Annotated in this window: 12 protein-coding genes; 8 read left to right on the forward strand and 4 right to left on the reverse strand. The window is 69.7% G+C overall.

The features are described from left to right. Positions 1-95: 95 nt before the first annotated feature. The 5 genes from Pmi06nite_RS27355 to Pmi06nite_RS27375 all read left to right on the forward strand — a co-directional run bounded on the left by Pmi06nite_RS27355 (position 96) and on the right by Pmi06nite_RS27375 (position 5,889). The gene (locus tag Pmi06nite_RS27355) at positions 96-770 is read left to right on the forward strand and encodes an acVLRF1 family peptidyl-tRNA hydrolase (RefSeq protein WP_203956002.1); all 675 of its coding nucleotides are present in this window, start codon (positions 96-98) and stop codon (positions 768-770) included. Positions 771-918: 148 nt separating this feature from the next. Further along, positions 919-2,517 (forward strand): ABC-F family ATP-binding cassette domain-containing protein, encoded by a 1,599-nt coding sequence (locus tag Pmi06nite_RS27360; RefSeq protein WP_203956003.1) that lies wholly within the window; start codon positions 919-921, stop codon positions 2,515-2,517. Positions 2,518-2,631: 114 nt separating this feature from the next. Then, positions 2,632-2,847 carry a helix-turn-helix domain-containing protein gene (locus Pmi06nite_RS27365; protein WP_203886152.1) on the forward strand — a complete coding sequence of 72 codons (216 nt, stop codon included), beginning with the start codon at positions 2,632-2,634 and terminating at the stop codon, positions 2,845-2,847. 189 nt (positions 2,848-3,036) lie between these two features. Next, a complete protein-coding gene (locus Pmi06nite_RS27370; RefSeq protein ID WP_203956004.1) occupies positions 3,037-3,939 on the forward strand; it encodes an enoyl-CoA hydratase/isomerase family protein in 903 nt (300 codons plus the stop codon). Between the two features lie 54 nt (positions 3,940-3,993). Then, positions 3,994-5,889: an ABC transporter ATP-binding protein gene (locus tag Pmi06nite_RS27375; protein ID WP_203956005.1), complete on the forward strand. Its 1,896-nt coding sequence runs from the start codon at positions 3,994-3,996 to the stop codon at positions 5,887-5,889. Here Pmi06nite_RS27375 and Pmi06nite_RS27380 read toward each other — a convergent pair. Continuing rightward, positions 5,867-6,745: a sulfotransferase family protein gene (locus Pmi06nite_RS27380; RefSeq protein WP_203956006.1), complete on the reverse strand. Its 879-nt coding sequence runs from the start codon at positions 6,743-6,745 to the stop codon at positions 5,867-5,869. The two genes, Pmi06nite_RS27375 and Pmi06nite_RS27380, sit on opposite strands and share 23 nt — an antisense overlap. A 146-nt stretch (positions 6,746-6,891) precedes the next feature. Here Pmi06nite_RS27380 and Pmi06nite_RS27385 point away from each other — a divergent pair, with 146 nt between their 5' ends. Together Pmi06nite_RS27385 and Pmi06nite_RS27390 are read left to right on the forward strand one after the other, a co-directional pair. After that, positions 6,892-7,815: a S66 peptidase family protein gene (locus tag Pmi06nite_RS27385; RefSeq protein ID WP_239114237.1), complete on the forward strand. Its 924-nt coding sequence runs from the start codon at positions 6,892-6,894 to the stop codon at positions 7,813-7,815. A 43-nt stretch (positions 7,816-7,858) separates the two neighbouring features. Continuing rightward, positions 7,859-8,779, forward strand: coding sequence for a hypothetical protein (locus Pmi06nite_RS27390; protein ID WP_239114238.1), 921 nt, complete (start codon positions 7,859-7,861; stop codon positions 8,777-8,779). Positions 8,780-8,830: 51 nt separating this feature from the next. Here Pmi06nite_RS27390 and Pmi06nite_RS27395 read toward each other — a convergent pair whose 3' ends face one another. Together Pmi06nite_RS27395 and yczE are read right to left on the reverse strand one after the other, a co-directional pair. After that, on the reverse strand, positions 8,831-10,585 hold the full coding sequence (locus Pmi06nite_RS27395) for a glycoside hydrolase family 15 protein (RefSeq protein ID WP_203956007.1): 1,755 nt from the start codon (positions 10,583-10,585) through the stop codon (positions 8,831-8,833). Between the two features lie 10 nt (positions 10,586-10,595). Continuing rightward, positions 10,596-11,201: a membrane protein YczE gene (yczE, locus tag Pmi06nite_RS27400; protein WP_203956008.1), complete on the reverse strand. Its 606-nt coding sequence runs from the start codon at positions 11,199-11,201 to the stop codon at positions 10,596-10,598. A gap of 63 nt (positions 11,202-11,264) precedes the next feature. Between yczE and yczR the strand changes: the two genes are divergently transcribed. Beyond that, positions 11,265-12,692 (forward strand): MocR-like transcription factor YczR, encoded by a 1,428-nt coding sequence (yczR, locus tag Pmi06nite_RS27405; protein ID WP_203956009.1) that lies wholly within the window; start codon positions 11,265-11,267, stop codon positions 12,690-12,692. Here the strand turns inward: yczR and Pmi06nite_RS27410 are convergent. After that, the gene (locus tag Pmi06nite_RS27410) at positions 12,682-14,175 is read right to left on the reverse strand and encodes a peptide MFS transporter (protein WP_203956010.1); all 1,494 of its coding nucleotides are present in this window, start codon (positions 14,173-14,175) and stop codon (positions 12,682-12,684) included. The genes yczR and Pmi06nite_RS27410 overlap by 11 nt on opposite strands. Between the last annotated feature and the right edge of the window lie 576 nt (positions 14,176-14,751).

Below are 14,751 nucleotides of genomic sequence, written 5' to 3' on the forward strand. Positions count from 1 at the left end.
CATATGTTGAGATGGCTCCCGCGGGGCTTGACTGAAGGTCGTCATGCCTGGTGAGGGCCGACAGAGCCTACGGATGACGGGTAATCTCTGCTGTCATGACGGCACGGCCGGCCGCGGGCGGCGGACGATGGGTGACGGTCGCGCCTGAGCGGCTCGCGGGGTGGATCCGGGGTTTCGCGGAGCGGCACGGCGCCGTCGAGGCGACCGCCGGTCCCGGCCTGGTACGGCTCGACGCCGCCGACGGCTCGGCGGCCGAGTGTCACGTCCCCTTCCCGCCTCTCGGCCGCGACGATTCTCCCGGCGTGGGAGAGGGGCCGGCCGGCGCGCTCGTCGCACATGCCCAGAGGAAGCGCACGGTCGGTGTCCTGCTCGTCCGCCTCGGGGGCTACGCGGCCGGGGTGTTCGAGGGGGAGCGGCTGGTGACCTCGAAGGTGGGATCGCGGCTCGTCCACGGGCGCAGCGCCGCCGGAGGCTGGTCGCAGCAGCGTTTCGCCAGGCGCAGGGAGAAGCAGTCGTCCGAGGCGCTGGCGGCGGCCGCCGACGTGGCGGCCCGGGTGCTCGCCCCCCGTGCGGAGGGACTCGACGCCGTCGTGCTCGGCGGCGACCGGCGGGCGATCGACGAGTTGCGCGGGGACAGGCGCCTCGCACCGGTCTTCGCGCTCGAGTCCGGCGTCTTCCTGCCCGTGCCCGACCCGAAACTGGCCGTCCTGGAGGGCACTCCCGCGTTGTTCCGCGCGGTGCGGATCCGGGTGCTCGACCCCGAGGGCTGAGATCTCCACGATCGGGGCGGGAGGTCAGGCGGACGGCGGGACAGGTGCCTCGGGTGCAGCTGCCCCTACAATGACGTGTATGCGCGCTCCCGACTGATCGACATCCCGCCGATCCTGACCCCATCTTCCCGGGAGTGTTCCCCAAATCATGATTATCGCGACTGATGTTGAACTGCGCGCCGGATCCCGGCTGCTCATCGAGAGTGCCTCGTTCCGGGTGAACCCCGGAGACAAGATCGGCCTCGTCGGCCGCAACGGCGCGGGAAAGACCACCCTCACCAAGGTCCTCGCCGGCGAGGGCATGCCCGCCGAGGGCACGGTGACGATCACCGGCAACGTCGGTTACCTGCCGCAGGACCCCCGCGCCGGTGACATCCAGGTGCTCGCCCGCGATCGCATCCTGTCCGCCCGGGGGCTCGACGAGGTGCTCCGCGAGCTCCGCGAGGCCGAGAAGGGGATGGCGGCCGACGACACCCGCGTCCGGGACAAGGCGGTGCGCGCCTACGGGCGTCTGGAGGACCGCCTCCACGTCCTCGGAGGCTATGCGGCGGAGGCGGAGGCGGCGTCGATCGCGTCGAGTCTCGGCCTGCCCGACCGGGTGCTCGGACAGCCTCTGGCGACCCTGTCCGGAGGGCAGCGCAGGAGGGTCGAACTGGCCCGCATTCTTTTCAGCGGGGCGGAGACTCTCCTTCTGGACGAGCCCACAAACCACCTCGATGCGGACTCGATCACGTGGCTTCGTGATTTTTTGCGTTCGCACCAGGGCGGCTTGGTCGTCATCAGCCACGATGTCAACCTTCTTGAAGCGACGGTAAACCGCGTCCTGCACCTCGACGCCAACCGCTGCGTCATCGACACCTACAACGTCGGGTGGAAGGCCTACCTGGCCCAGCGGGAGACCGACGAGAAGCGCCGCAAGCGGGAGCGCGCCAACGCGGAGAAGCAGGCGTCCGTGCTGCTCTCGCAGGCCGACCGCATGCGGGCCAAGGCCACCAAGGCCAAGGCGGCGCAGGACATGGAGCGCAGGGCCAGGCGCATGCTGGCGGGCGTCGAGACCGTGCGGCGCACCGACCGGGTGGCCAAGCTGCGCTTCCCCGAGCCGGCCCCCTGCGGCAAGACCCCGCTGACCGCGCAGGGCCTGTCCAAGTCGTACGGCTCGCTCGAGGTGTTCACCGACGTCGACGCCGCGGTGGACCGGGGCTCGCGGGTCGTCATCCTGGGCCTCAACGGAGCAGGGAAGACCACGCTGCTGCGCATCCTGGGGGGCATCGAGAAGCCGGACACGGGCGAGGTGCGGCCTGGTCACGGCCTCAGGGTCGGCTACTACGCCCAGGAGCACGAGACGCTCGACGGGGATCGGACGGTCCTGGAGAACATGCGGTCGGCGGGCCCGGATCTGGCCGACGTCGACCTGCGCAAGGTGCTCGGCTCATTCCTGTTCACCGGTGACGACGTGGACAAGCCCGCCGGAGTCCTGTCCGGAGGCGAGAAGACCCGTCTGGCGCTGGCGACGCTGGTGTTGTCGAGCGCCAACGTGCTGCTCCTCGACGAGCCCACCAACAACCTCGACCCGGCCTCCCGGGAGCAGGTGCTGTCGGCGCTCAGCTCCTTCGTGGGCGCGATCGTGCTGGTCACGCACGACGAGGGCGCTGTGGAGGCGTTGCGCCCGGATCGGGTGATCCTGCTCCCCGACGGGGTGGAAGACGCGTGGAGCGACGAATTTTCCGATCTTGTGGCACTTGCCTGATCTTAATTTGAGCGGGTAGGGATCTTTTCCCATGGAGTAGGTAGCCGATCGCGCCGAAATGACTGATCATGGCCTAAGTAACGCTGCGGAAGTCTGGCACTACAGGAGGTACTCGTGGCTGAGACTCTGAAGAAAGGCACCCGGGTGACCGGAGCCGACCGCGAAAAGCTGGCCGGTGATCTCAAGAAGCGCTATTCCGCGGGTGAGAGCATCCGCGCCCTGGCCGCTTCGACCGGTCGGTCGTACGGGTTCATCCACCGCATCCTCAGCGAGTCCGGCGTGACTCTGCGCGGACGCGGCGGGGCCACCCGAGGCAAGTCCAAGCGCTAGAGATCCGCCTCACAACGCGCGACCGCAGCCGCTCGTTCCCGCAGCCGAAGCGGTCGCGTCCGCTGACCGAATGATGTTCGGTAGGCTCGACGCGACCGTGGGAGAAGAGGGCGAGCCACGCACGGACGGGACGCCGCACCGGACCGACCGTGCGAGGCGAGGCCCACTCGAGGGGAGCAGGGGCAGGCGATGGCGGAAGCGGATCTTGGGGGGAACAGGGAGTCGGCTCAGACGGTGGACGGCCACGGGGACACGGTCCTCGATGCCGGTGACATCGTCGGGGGGAACGACTCGCCTGGCACGGAGACGATCTCGGCGGCTGAGCTGGCTGAGATCGGGCTGCGCTTCGAGGTGGACGGCGAGATCGCGACGATCATTCTGGACCGGCCTGGCAAGCGGAACGCTCAGACGTCCGCGACATGGTCGGCACTGGCCCGGATCGGGGAGAACCTGCCGGGAGAGGTGAGAGTCGTCGTGGTCCGAGGTGAGGGGCCGTCCTTCTCGGCGGGGCTCGACCTGGGCATGTTCACGTCCGGAGGAACTCCCGGGCAGCATTCGCTCGCGACCGTCGCCACACTCGACGACGACGCGTTCCAGCGGCAGGTCGCGGAATATCAGCGCGGCTTTCTCTGGCTGCGCCGTCCCGACATCGTGTCCATCGCCGCGGTTCAGGGCCACGCCATCGGTGCGGGGTTCCAGCTGGCCCTGTCGTGCGATCTCCGGATCGTCGCCGACGACGTGAAGTTCTGCATGAAGGAGCCCGCCCTCGGGCTGGTTCCCGACCTGACGGGCACCAAGCCGCTCGTGGAGCTCGTCGGTGTTCCGCGGGCGATCGAGATCTGCCTGACCGCGCGCACCGTCGGCGCGGCCGAGGCCCTGCAGCTCGGCCTGGCGGAGATGGCCGTGCCGCGGGACGAACTGGCGCAGGCCGTACAGGATCTGGCGACGGCGTTGCTGGCCACCGACCGTGCGGCCGCGACGGCGACCAAGCGGCTCCTGCAGGGGGCGCCCGCACGGACGCTGGAGGAGCAGTCGGCCGCCGAGCGCACCGAGCAGGCGGCGCGCATCAGGGCACTGTTCGCCTCCAGCTGACGCGGGAATCGGGGGTATCCTCCGCATGCTTCAGCAGCGGGAGGAACAACATATATGGCGATGAGTGGTGGCTACGGCCCACAGGTGATGCGATCTCTCCGGCGTGACAGTTCGGTCGTCAAGGAGCGGATCGCGCCTGGGACGGTTCGCCGGATCGCGCGCTACGCCAGTCCGTTCAAGAAGCAGATCGTCGGCTTCCTCGCGCTCGTCGTGGTCGACGCCGTGATCGTGATCGCCAACCCGCTTCTGATGAAGGCGATCATCGACGACGGCATCGTCCCCAAGCGGGCCGACGTGGTGCTCTGGCTGGCCGGCGCCATCGGCGCGCTCGCCGTCCTCGACGCCGGGCTCGGCCTGGTCCAGCGGTGGTTCTCCGCGCGGATCGGCGAGGGCCTGATCTACAACCTGCGCACCGAGGTCTTCGACCACGTGCAGCGCATGCCGGTGGCGTTCTTCATGCGCGCCCAGACCGGCGCTCTGGTCTCCCGGCTGAACAGCGACGTCATCGGGGCCCAGCGGGCGCTCACCACCACGCTGTCGTCCGTGGTCTCCAACGTGGTGAGCCTGGTCATGGTGCTCGGCGCCATGCTCGTGCTCTCGTGGCAGATCACGGTGGTCGCGCTCGTCCTGCTGCCGATCTTCATCTTCCCCGCGAAGTGGGTCGGCCGCCGGATGTCGAAGCTCACCCGTGAGCAGATGCAGCTCGACGCGGAGATGAGCTCGGTGATGACTGAGCGCTTCAACGTCGCCGGCGCCATGGTCGCCAAGCTGTACGGCAGGCCGGAGGACGAGGCGCTCCACTTCGGCCAGCGGGCCGGACGGGTCCGCGACGTGGGGATCATCGTCGCGATGTACGGCGCGGTGTTCCGGATCGCGCTCGGCCTGGTCGCCGCCCTCGCAACCGCGCTCGTCTACGGTCTCGGCGGCCAGCTGGCCGTCTCGGGCTTCTTCGCGCTCGGCACGCTGGTGGCCATGTCGTCCCTGCTCATGCGGCTCTACGGTCCGCTGACGAGCCTGTCCAACGTCCACGTGGACGTGATGACCGCGCTGGTGAGCTTCGACCGGGTCTTCGAGGTCCTCGACCTCAAGCCGATGGTCGCCGAGCGTCCCGGCGCCGCGCCGATCCCGGACGGGCCGGTGACGATCGAGTTCGACGACGTCCGGTTCCGCTACCCGGCGGCCTCGGAGGTGTCGCTGGCGTCCCTGGAGTCGGTGGCCCGGCCTGACACGGGGCCGTCGCAGGAAGTGCTCAAGGGTGTGACGTTCACGGCGCGGCCAGGTGAGCTCGTGGCCCTCGTGGGTCACTCGGGAGCGGGCAAGACCACGCTCACCTCACTCGTGTCCCGGCTCTACGACGTCGACGAGGGCGCCGTCCGGATCAACGGCACGGACGTCCGCGACGCCACGCTGGCGAGCATCCGGGACACCGTCGGCGTCGTCATGCAGGACGCCCACCTGTTCCACGACACGATCGGCAGCAACCTCCGCTATGCCCGGCCGGAGGCGACCGACGAGGAGATCTGGGAGGCGCTGCGCGCGGCGCAGATCTCCGACCTGGTCGGCGGCCTGCCCGAGGGGCTCGACACGGTCGTGGGCGACCGGGGGTACCGGTTGTCGGGCGGGGAGAAGCAGCGGATCGCCCTGGCCCGGCTCCTGCTGAAGGCGCCCCGGGTCGTGGTCCTCGACGAGGCCACCGCCCATCTCGACTCCGAGTCCGAGGCTGCGGTGCAGAAGGCGCTGAAGTCGGCCCTCCATGGGCGGACCTCCCTGGTGATCGCCCACCGGCTGTCCACGATCCGCGAGGCCGACACGATCCTGGTGATCGAGGACGGGAAGGTCGTGGAGCGCGGAGACCACGACTCGCTGCTCGAGCGGGACGGCGTCTACGCGGAGCTGTACCGCACCCAGTTCACCGGCAGCCCGGACCTCACAGGTAGCCCAGGCGGGTGAGCTCCTCGCGGGCGACCTTCTCGACGAGTTCGGCGTCCGCGGGCGCCAGGGCCTTGCGCCACCTGCCGGGCTTGGGGGCGGCCGTGCCGTACAGGGCGATGGTGGAGACCCTGGTCTCCAGGAACTCCGACACGGCCTTGCTCGTCTCGGCGGGGGAGTCGAGCATCTCCTCATAGCGCAGGGTGAGCAACTGTTCCTTGGGCACCTCCCTGCGCAGTGTCGCGCTGAGCCGTACGGCGCTGCGCCAGCGCAGGGCGCACTTGCCCGCCGGGGCCATGGCGTTCCACCGGTCGCGGTGCTCGGCGGACTTGACGCCGAGGAACGGGTTGGGGAACTCCGCGTCCTCGCTGAGCATGTGGGGTTTGAACCAGGTCATCGAGGCGGGGTCGTCGAGCATGTCGGTGACGACGTCGCGGCCGTCCCTGATGATCTGGATGATCCGGGCGTCGGTGAAGGCCTGGAGCAGCACGGGCGAGCTGTAGAGGAGATCGGGGCTGGCGTCCCCGAACCTGGTGATGTTCGCCGTTCCCACGCAGGGCCCGGCACCGATGACGCCGCCCGCCTCCCGGCAGGTCGCGGTGCACTCCGTGCAGGCTCCGGGCACGACCTGCCAGGCCTCGGCCAGCACGTCGCGGATCACGGTCGGCGCCCCGCCGCTGCGCGCGATCGACGGCCTCCGGGCGAAGGCGTAGACCACCCGCGCGACAGGCCCGCGGCCCATCGTCAGGTGGAAGCCAGGTGATCGTTTCAAGGCACGGCCCAAGAGGCCCGCTCCGGAGTGCGGGGCGGCGACCACGAACACCGGCTGGCGGACCTTCACGCCGTTGACCACGAGAATGTGCGTCGGAGGTCGCATAGGTACGGCTAAGTCTGACACCCTTTGGGGGGTGAAAGGACGCATCCCGGCCAGGGCGGACGATGAAGCCTCGATAACGGTCTGGCACCTGCCTCTGCCTGCGCGAACGCACCGATCTTCGGTCGTCCTCCCTTCGGGTGACGGGCGTGCCCGTGGTTAGCCCGCCCCGGCGGCTGCGGCGGGGGGACCGCGTCGTCCTGGTGGCGCCCTCCGGCCCCGTCGATCCCGTACGGCTGGCCCGGGGGAAGCAGGTCCTCCTGGATCTCGGCCTCGAGGTGGGGGCGTCGCATCGCCTGCTGGACAGGCAGGGGTACCTGGCCGGATCGGACTCCGCGCGGGCGGCCGAACTCCAGGAGGCGTGGTGCGACCCGGGGGTGGCGGCGGTGATCTGCGCACGGGGCGGCTACGGCGCGACCCGGCTGCTCGACCTGCTCGACTGGGACGCGATGGGGGAGGCGGAACCCAAGATCCTCCTCGGCTCCAGTGACATCACCGCGTTGCATCGGGCCTTCGCCCACAGGCTCGGCGTCTCGACGCTCTTCGGCCCGATGCCGGCCTCCGCGACCATGGCGGACGAGGCGGGCCCCGAGCCGATGACCCTCGCCCACCTCAAGGGCACCCTGTTCGAAGGCGGGACGTCCGGGCCGGTGACCGGCACCGCGTCGATCGGGACCGAGGGCTCGGTGACGGCCCCTGTCACCGGGGGCAACCTCACCTTGCTCGCCGCCCTGGCGGGCACGCCGTACGCCATGCGCGCGGAGGGCCGCATCGTCCTGCTCGAGGACGTGAGCGAGGAGCCCTACCGGATCGACCGAATGCTGACGCAGTTGCTCCAGGCAGGTTGTCTCGACGGCGCGCTGGGCTTCGTGCTCGGGTCGTGGGTGGACTGCGGAGATCCGCTGCCGGTGCTGACCGAACGGCTCGCATCCCTTGGTGTGCCCATCATCGCGGGCCTTCCCATCGGACATGGATCACCACAGTTCGGTGTGTGGCTGGAGACAGATGGGGTTATTGATACCAAATCGTGCTCTCTGACTGGCATGTTCCGCTATCCGGACAGGGCACCCTGAAAGCCGCCTGGAATTATCCGGGCAGCGGTGGAGGGATGGTGCATTGCGACTCTTGCGGCGACTGCTCGGCCGGACGCAACCTGATCTCCCCGCATCGAGATCGGCGGAGGACGCCGACCTTGACTCCCTGCTCGCGCTGGTCGCCGAGACGATGGGGTTCACCTGCGGCTTCGCCGAGGACGGGACCTCGCTCACGCTCGGTTCGGCCGACGAGACCCCGGAGAGCGGGCGCGTGGTCAACCTCGTGGGACTGCGCAGGGAGGCCGCGCGACGTGTCCGTGAGGACTGGCCGATGCTGGTCTCGGAGCACCTCGCCCACGCCGTGTCGGGTGAGCCGTTCGACGCCTGCAACCTCGCGCCCATCCGGCCGTTGTTGCGCACGAGGGTTCACGCCGCGGACGACCCGGCCATTCCCGACCCCTCCCGGATCATCGGCCGGCACCTGAGCGCCGACCTGATCGAGGTGCTCACCATCGGCGCGCGGCCGGTCCGCCCCGAGGAGGCGTTCTGCTGGCCGATCCCCCCGGGTGAGGCCCTCGACCTCGCGCTGGACAACGCGCTGGCGGACGAGCGGCCGATGACCGAGTGGCTCGACCTCGGCGGCACGCGCGTGTCGCTCCTGACCGCGCCGAGCGCCGCTGCGCACCTGCGCCGCCTGGCCGACCATGTGCTCGTGCCGTCCGACGGTGCGCTCACCGTGCTCCCGCACCGGGGTGCGGTGGCCGTCCACCCCGTCGCGGGCATCGGCGTCGTGCGGGCCATCGAGCGGCTCCGGCTGTTCGCCCAGCGGGAGTTCGACTCCAGGGACGACGGGATCAGCCCCCACGTCTACTGGTGGCATCGCGGCAGGCTGACCCGCATCCAGGCCGATCTGATCACCCATGACGGGCAGACCCGCCTGGTCGTGGCGCCGCCGCCGGAGTTCGCCCGTCTGCTCGCCCGAATCGCCGGAACGTCCCGCTGAGCCCCGGCCCAGGCTCGCGGGCCGGCGGCGCCGGTAGCGGCGCGGTCCGGGCTAGCTGAGCGCCTGGGCCGTGCGGATCAGGTGGATGTGGGTGAATGCCTGCGGGAAGTTGCCGAGCTGGCGTCCCTCGACCGGGTCGTACTCCTCGGCGAGCAGGCCCACGTCGTTGCGCAGTGCCAGCAGTCGCTCGAACAACTCCAGGGCCTCGTCCTTGCGGCCGACCAGGGCGAGGGCCTCGGCCAGCCAGAAGCTGCAGGCGAGGAAGGCGCCCTCGGCTCCGGGGAGGCCGTCGACGTCGTTGCTCTCGGCTATCGGGTAGCGCAACACGAAGCCGTCCGTCATCAGCTCGCGCTCGATCGCGTCGATCGTGCCGGCGACCCGGGGGTCCTCCGGCGGGAGGAAGCCGACGATCGGGATCAGGAGGAGCGCCGCGTCCAGCTCGCGTGAGCCGTACGACTGGGTGAAGGTGCCGCGCTCGGCGTCGAAGCCCTTGTCGCAGACCTCGGCGTGGATGCGGTCGCGCATGGCCCGCCAGCGTTCGACCGGACCCGTACGGCCGAGCTCCTCGACGATGCGCACCATGCGGTCGGCCGCCACCCACGCCATGACCTTGGAGTGGACGAAGTGCCGCCGCGGGCCGCGGACCTCCCACAGCCCCTCATCGGGCTGGTCCCAGCTGCGCTCCAGGAAGTCCATGAGCCTGCGGACGATGGACCAGGCGTGGTCGTCCGGGGGCAGGCCCTTCTTGCGGGCCTGGTAGAGGCAGTTGACGACCTCGCCGTAGACGTCGAGCTGGAGCTGGTCGGCCGCGCCGTTCCCGATCCGCACGGGCGTGGAGTCCTCGTATCCGGAAAGCCAGTCGAGCGTGAGCTCGGGAAGCCGCCTCTCGCCCGCCACGCCGTACATGACCTGGAGGTCCTCCGGGCGGCCCGCGACGGCGCGCAGCAGCCAGTCGCGCCAGGCGCCGGCCTCGTCGATGTAGCCGGAGTCGGTCAGCGCGTCGAGCGTCATCGCGGCGTCGCGGAGCCAGCAGAAGCGGTAGTCCCAGTTGCGGACCCCGCCGATGTGCTCGGGCAGCGAGGTGGTGGGCGCGGCGACGATGCCGCCTGTCGGGCGGTACGTGAGCGCCTTGAGGGTGATGAGTGAACGCACGACCTCGTCGCGCCAGGGGCCGGTGTAGCCGCACTGGGAGACCCATTCCTCCCAGATCAGCTTGGTCTCCGCGAGCTCCTCGACGGGGTCGATGCGGTCCGGCTGCGGCTGATGGGACGGATGCCAGGTGAACACGAAGGGCCGGCGTTCGCCGGCGGAGACCGTGAAGGTCCCGGTGTGCCGGTAGCCGCTGCCCTTCAGCTGGACGGGGGTGTGGATCCAGACCGAGTCGGGCCCGCCGATGGCGTGGAGGGCGCCGTCGAAGCGGCGGACCCACGGGATGATCCGCCCGTAGTCGAACCGGATGCGGATCTCGGCGGTCATCTCCACCGTCCCCGAGACGCCCTCCACGATCCGGACCAGATCGGGGTTGGCGTGGCGGGGCGGCATGAAGTCGATGACCTTGACGGTCCCCGTGGGGGTCTCCCAGACGGTCTCGAGGACCAGCGTGTCCTTGACGTACTGCCGCCGGGTCGCCGTCTCCTGCCCGGTGGGGGCCAGCCGCCAGAAGCCGTTGGACTCGTCGCCGACGAGTTTCGCGAAACAGGCGGGGGAGTCGAACCGGGGGAGGCAGAGCCAGTCGATCGAGCCGTCGCGGCCGATGAGGGCGGCCGATTGCATGTCCCCGATGAGGGCGTAGTCCTCGATCAGCATGCGGGCCAGGCTACCCGGCGGGCCGCCACATCTTCATGAACACCTGGGTGAGAGGGCCGATGGTGACGGCGAAGACGATCGTCCCGATGCCGACCGTCCCGCCGAGAATCCAGCCCGCCGCGAGCACCGTGAGCTCGACCAGGGTGCGGCCCACCCGGACCGACAGGCCGAGCCGGGCGAGCCCCGTCATCAGGCCGTCGCGCGGACCCGGGCCGAAGCCCGCGTTGATGTAGAGGCCGCCCGCCGCGGCGACCAGGACGATGCCGCCCAGCAGGAAGGCCCATTCGGCGACGAGGTGGGAGGGCGGGGCCACCCGCCACATCACGAGGTCGGCGCAGCTGCCCACGATCAGGACGTTGCTGATCGTGCCCAGGCCGGGCCGCTGCCGCAGCGGGATCCACAGGAGCAGCACGAGGGCGCCGACCAGGTTGATGCAGAACCCCATCGACCAGCCGGTCCTGAAGGACAGGCCCTGGTGGAAGACCTCCCAGGGGTCGAGGCCGAGGCCGGACTGGACGAGCAGTCCGATGCCGGCGCCGTAGACGACGAGCCCGGCGTACAGGCGGACGAGCCTGGACGAGAGGGAACCAAACCGGGGTAGCGAGATCTCAGTCATAGTGGTTTCCATCTTTCGGGCCAATTGGTTGCAAATAAAGAGCCAATCAGGAAAAGTGGCCTTATGGACCGGTATCTTAGTGCGTCCCAGCTGGCGAGACTCGTGGAGGTCCCGGCCGACGCCCGGCCGTACTACAAGGCTCTGGCGGGAGCCGTACGCGGCCTGATCCTGGACGGGCGGCTGCCGGTGAAGGTGCGCGTCCCCGCCGAGCGGCACCTCGCCGAGGCGCTCGGAGTCAGCCGGACCACCGTGACGACCGCGTACGACCGGCTGCGCGAGGAGGGCTACCTGGACAGCCGCCAGGGATCGGGCACCTGGACCACGCTTCCGGGGCCGGGCGCGCTCGGGTCCGACAATCCGTGGATCGCGCCGGACGACGACGGCCTGCTCCCGCTGCACAGCGCGGCGCCATCGGCGACCGGCTTCCTCGGTGAGGCGATCGCCGAGGCGGGGCAGGCCTACCATCGCCACGCCCTCGGGATCGGTTACGACCCGGTCGGCCTCGCCACGTTGAGGGAGGCAATCGCCGACAGGTACTGCCGGCGGGGGGTCGCCACGCGGCCCGACCAGATCATCGTCACCACGGGCGCGCAGCAGGCCATCCACCTGCTCATGACGCTGCTGTCCGGGCCGGGGGACCCGGTGCTGGTCGAGTCGCCCACCTACCCGCACATCCTCGATGTCGCGCGGATGCGCGGCGCGCGACTCGTGCCCGTGGGCATCCCCGAGGACGGCTGGCACATGGACCTGGTCACCAGCGCGATGCGGCAGTCGGCGGCCAGGCTCGCCTACGTCATTCCGGACTTCCACAATCCGACCGGCCACCTGATGGCGGACGGCGACCGCGCCGAACTGGTGGCGGCCGCCCGGCGGTACGACACGACCCTGCTCGTCGACGAGACGTGGGTGGAACTCGCCATCGACGACGTGGGCACGCGGGCCCCGCTCGCGTCGTTCGACACCGACGGCCGGGTGATCAGCATCGGCTCCGCGTCCAAACTGTGGTGGGGCGGCCTGCGGATCGGCTGGATCCGGGGGACGGCCGCGCTGGTGCGCCGCCTGGCAGTGCTGAGAGCCGCGGTGGACATCGCGAGCGCGGTCTTCGAGCAACTCGTCGTCACGGGGCTGTTCGGCCGCATCGAGGACAGCCGCGCCGAGCGCCGCCGTACCCTGGGGGCCTCCCGCTCGGCGCTCGTGGCGGTCTTGCGCGAGGAGTTACCCGCGTGGAGCTTCACCGTGCCGGGAGGGGGCGGCTCGTTGTGGGTGCGGCTCGACTCGCCGGTCGCGACGTCCGTGGTGGAGGCCGCGGCCTCCACCGGCGTACGGCTCGCGCCCGGTTCGTGGTTCGGCGTGGAGGGCGCGCTGGAGCGCTATCTGCGGCTGCCGTTCACCCAGCCGCCCCAGGTGCTGGAGGATGCGATCCGCCGCATCGCCGCCTCGCCGGTCCCGAACGGCTACCGCCCGCCGGCGTCGCTCACCCCTACCCTGTGAGCTCGGCCGGCCGGGACGCGCCCTCGCCCATGAGGGCACGGATCCGGCGGGCGAACATCAGCATGGCGATACCGGCGACGATGGCGGCCAGGGCGAGGCCCAGGTAGTAGGCCGGCATGGGGACCACCCGGGTCAGCCGGTAGGTCTGGCCGCCGATCGCGTCGCCGAGGGAGATGGCGAGATACCAGACTCCCATCATCTGGTTCTCGAACGCGCGTGGCGCGAGCTTGTTGGTGACCGAGAGGCCGGCGGGGGACAGGAACAGCTCGCCGATCGTCTGGATCAGGTACACCGAGATCAGCCACATGATCGACACCCGTATGCCGCCCGAGGCGATGCCGGACGCGACGGACATGACGACGAAGCTCAGCCCGACGAGCAGCAGCGCCACGGCGAACTTCAGCGGGGCGCTGACCCTGTCTCCGGCCTTCAAGAACGCCTCGGCGAACACCGGGGCAAGGAAGATGATGGCAAGGGAGTTGACGTTGTTGATCCAGCCGGGCGGGACATGGAAGCCCATGACGTCGAGCTGGGTGTTGTTCTGCGCGAAGAGCGTGAGGGCGCTGCCCGACTGGTCGTAGATGAACCAGAAGACGGCCGCGCCGAGGAAGAGCCACACGTAGGCGGACAGACGGGTGCGCTCGTCCGGCGTGATCTCGTGCGAGCGGAAGAGGAAGACGAAGTAGATCACGGGGACGAGGGCCGTACCGATCGCGAGGACCAGGGAGAACCGGTCGATGGTGAAGGTCCCGCTGAGCCCCCACAGGGCCAGGGCCACCGCCACCGAGGGCAGCGAGATCGCCAGGATGGCACGGAAGCGGCGCCGTTCGGCGGGCGTCAGCCGATGGTCGGGCTCCTCGCCCACGCCTCCCAGGTGCCTTCGGCCCAGAACGTACTGTGCGAGGCCGACGACCATTCCGACGGCTGCCGCGCCGAACGCCAGGTGCCAGCGGTCGCCCTGCTGCAACCACGGGACGGCCATGATGCCGACGAAGGCTCCGAGGTTGATCCCCAGGTAGAAGACGGTGTAGCCCGAGTCGCGGCGGGCGTCGTCCTCGTGCCGGTACAGCTCGCCGACCAGCGCCGCGATGTTGGGCTTGAGCATGCCGCTGCCGAGGGCGACCAGGACGAGCCCCAGCCAGACGGATGCCCCGCCGATCGGGATCGACAGGCTGAGATGGCCGCACATGATGACGAGCGCGCCGTACAGGACGGTCCTGCGCGGACCGAACAGCCGGTCGGCCATCCAGCCGCCGGCCAGCGCCAGCAGGTAGACGGAGGCGATGTAGACCCCGTAGACGCCGACCGCCGTCGTCTCCGACAGGCCCATGCCGCCGCGGATGGCCGGAGCCGACAGGAACAGCACGAGAATGGAGCGCATGCCGTAGTAGCTGAAGCGCTCCCACATCTCTGTGCCGAACAAGGTGGCCAGGCCACGCGGGTGGCCGAAGAAGGTCTTATCCCGCACGGGCGGCTGTGTCATGCGCTCTCCCCCGATTCACGCAGTGCCCACAGCACGTTACCCCCAAAGTAGATGTTCTTTGCGTTTTAGTTAGTTCCTATGCCAAATCATCACTTAAGTGAGTAATTCCGGCACACAATAGAGACGTAAGCCCACCAATGTGCCCAAAGTGACAACCCTTCCCCCCCGCCGAGCTCCCCTCTCGCGTGATCATGCACAGGTTCGGAGAAGGTGCCGCTGACCTGCGGGTCCACAATTCGTGATCATGTAGGGATTCGTGGATTCCCCCCCGACCAGCCCTTTCCTCCGTCGTGATCATGCACACATTCGGGGAAAGCGGTGCTGACCTGCGGACTCGGTATTCGTGATCATGCGCAGGTTCGGAAAAGGTAGCGATGGCCTGCGGATACGGCATCCGTGATCATGCAGGGCCGTACGGGTCCGTCATGTGAGTCGACCGGGAGGCATGGTTGCGGGCCTTCAAGCGGCGCCGGCCGCTGGAAGAGCGTTGATGGGGTATGCCGCGGGTCGCGCATGATCAGGCCATGGGAACAGGCTGGTCAAGGGTCGGATGCACGAAGGTGTGCATGATCACGG

The sequence above is a fragment of the Planotetraspora mira genome (genome assembly GCF_016863275.1).
GTDB classification, from domain to species: Bacteria; Actinomycetota; Actinomycetes; order Streptosporangiales; family Streptosporangiaceae; genus Planotetraspora; species Planotetraspora mira.

What these genes read in the sequence shown, in the direction of transcription:
- Pmi06nite_RS27380 (WP_203956006.1), bottom strand. Translation starts at nt 6,745, where the DNA reads ATGCGACCTCCGACGCACATTCTCGTGGTCAACGGCGTGAAGGTCCGC.
- yczE (WP_203956008.1), bottom strand. Translation starts at nt 11,201, where the DNA reads ATGACTGAGATCTCGCTACCCCGGTTTGGTTCCCTCTCGTCCAGGCTC.
- Pmi06nite_RS27375 (WP_203956005.1), top strand. Translation starts at nt 3,994, where the DNA reads ATGGCGATGAGTGGTGGCTACGGCCCACAGGTGATGCGATCTCTCCGG.
- Pmi06nite_RS27410 (WP_203956010.1), bottom strand. Translation starts at nt 14,175, where the DNA reads ATGACACAGCCGCCCGTGCGGGATAAGACCTTCTTCGGCCACCCGCGT.
- Pmi06nite_RS27360 (WP_203956003.1), top strand. Translation starts at nt 919, where the DNA reads ATGATTATCGCGACTGATGTTGAACTGCGCGCCGGATCCCGGCTGCTC.
- Pmi06nite_RS27370 (WP_203956004.1), top strand. Translation starts at nt 3,037, where the DNA reads ATGGCGGAAGCGGATCTTGGGGGGAACAGGGAGTCGGCTCAGACGGTG.
- yczR (WP_203956009.1), top strand. Translation starts at nt 11,265, where the DNA reads ATGGACCGGTATCTTAGTGCGTCCCAGCTGGCGAGACTCGTGGAGGTC.
- Pmi06nite_RS27395 (WP_203956007.1), bottom strand. Translation starts at nt 10,585, where the DNA reads ATGCTGATCGAGGACTACGCCCTCATCGGGGACATGCAATCGGCCGCC.
- Pmi06nite_RS27355 (WP_203956002.1), top strand. Translation starts at nt 96, where the DNA reads ATGACGGCACGGCCGGCCGCGGGCGGCGGACGATGGGTGACGGTCGCG.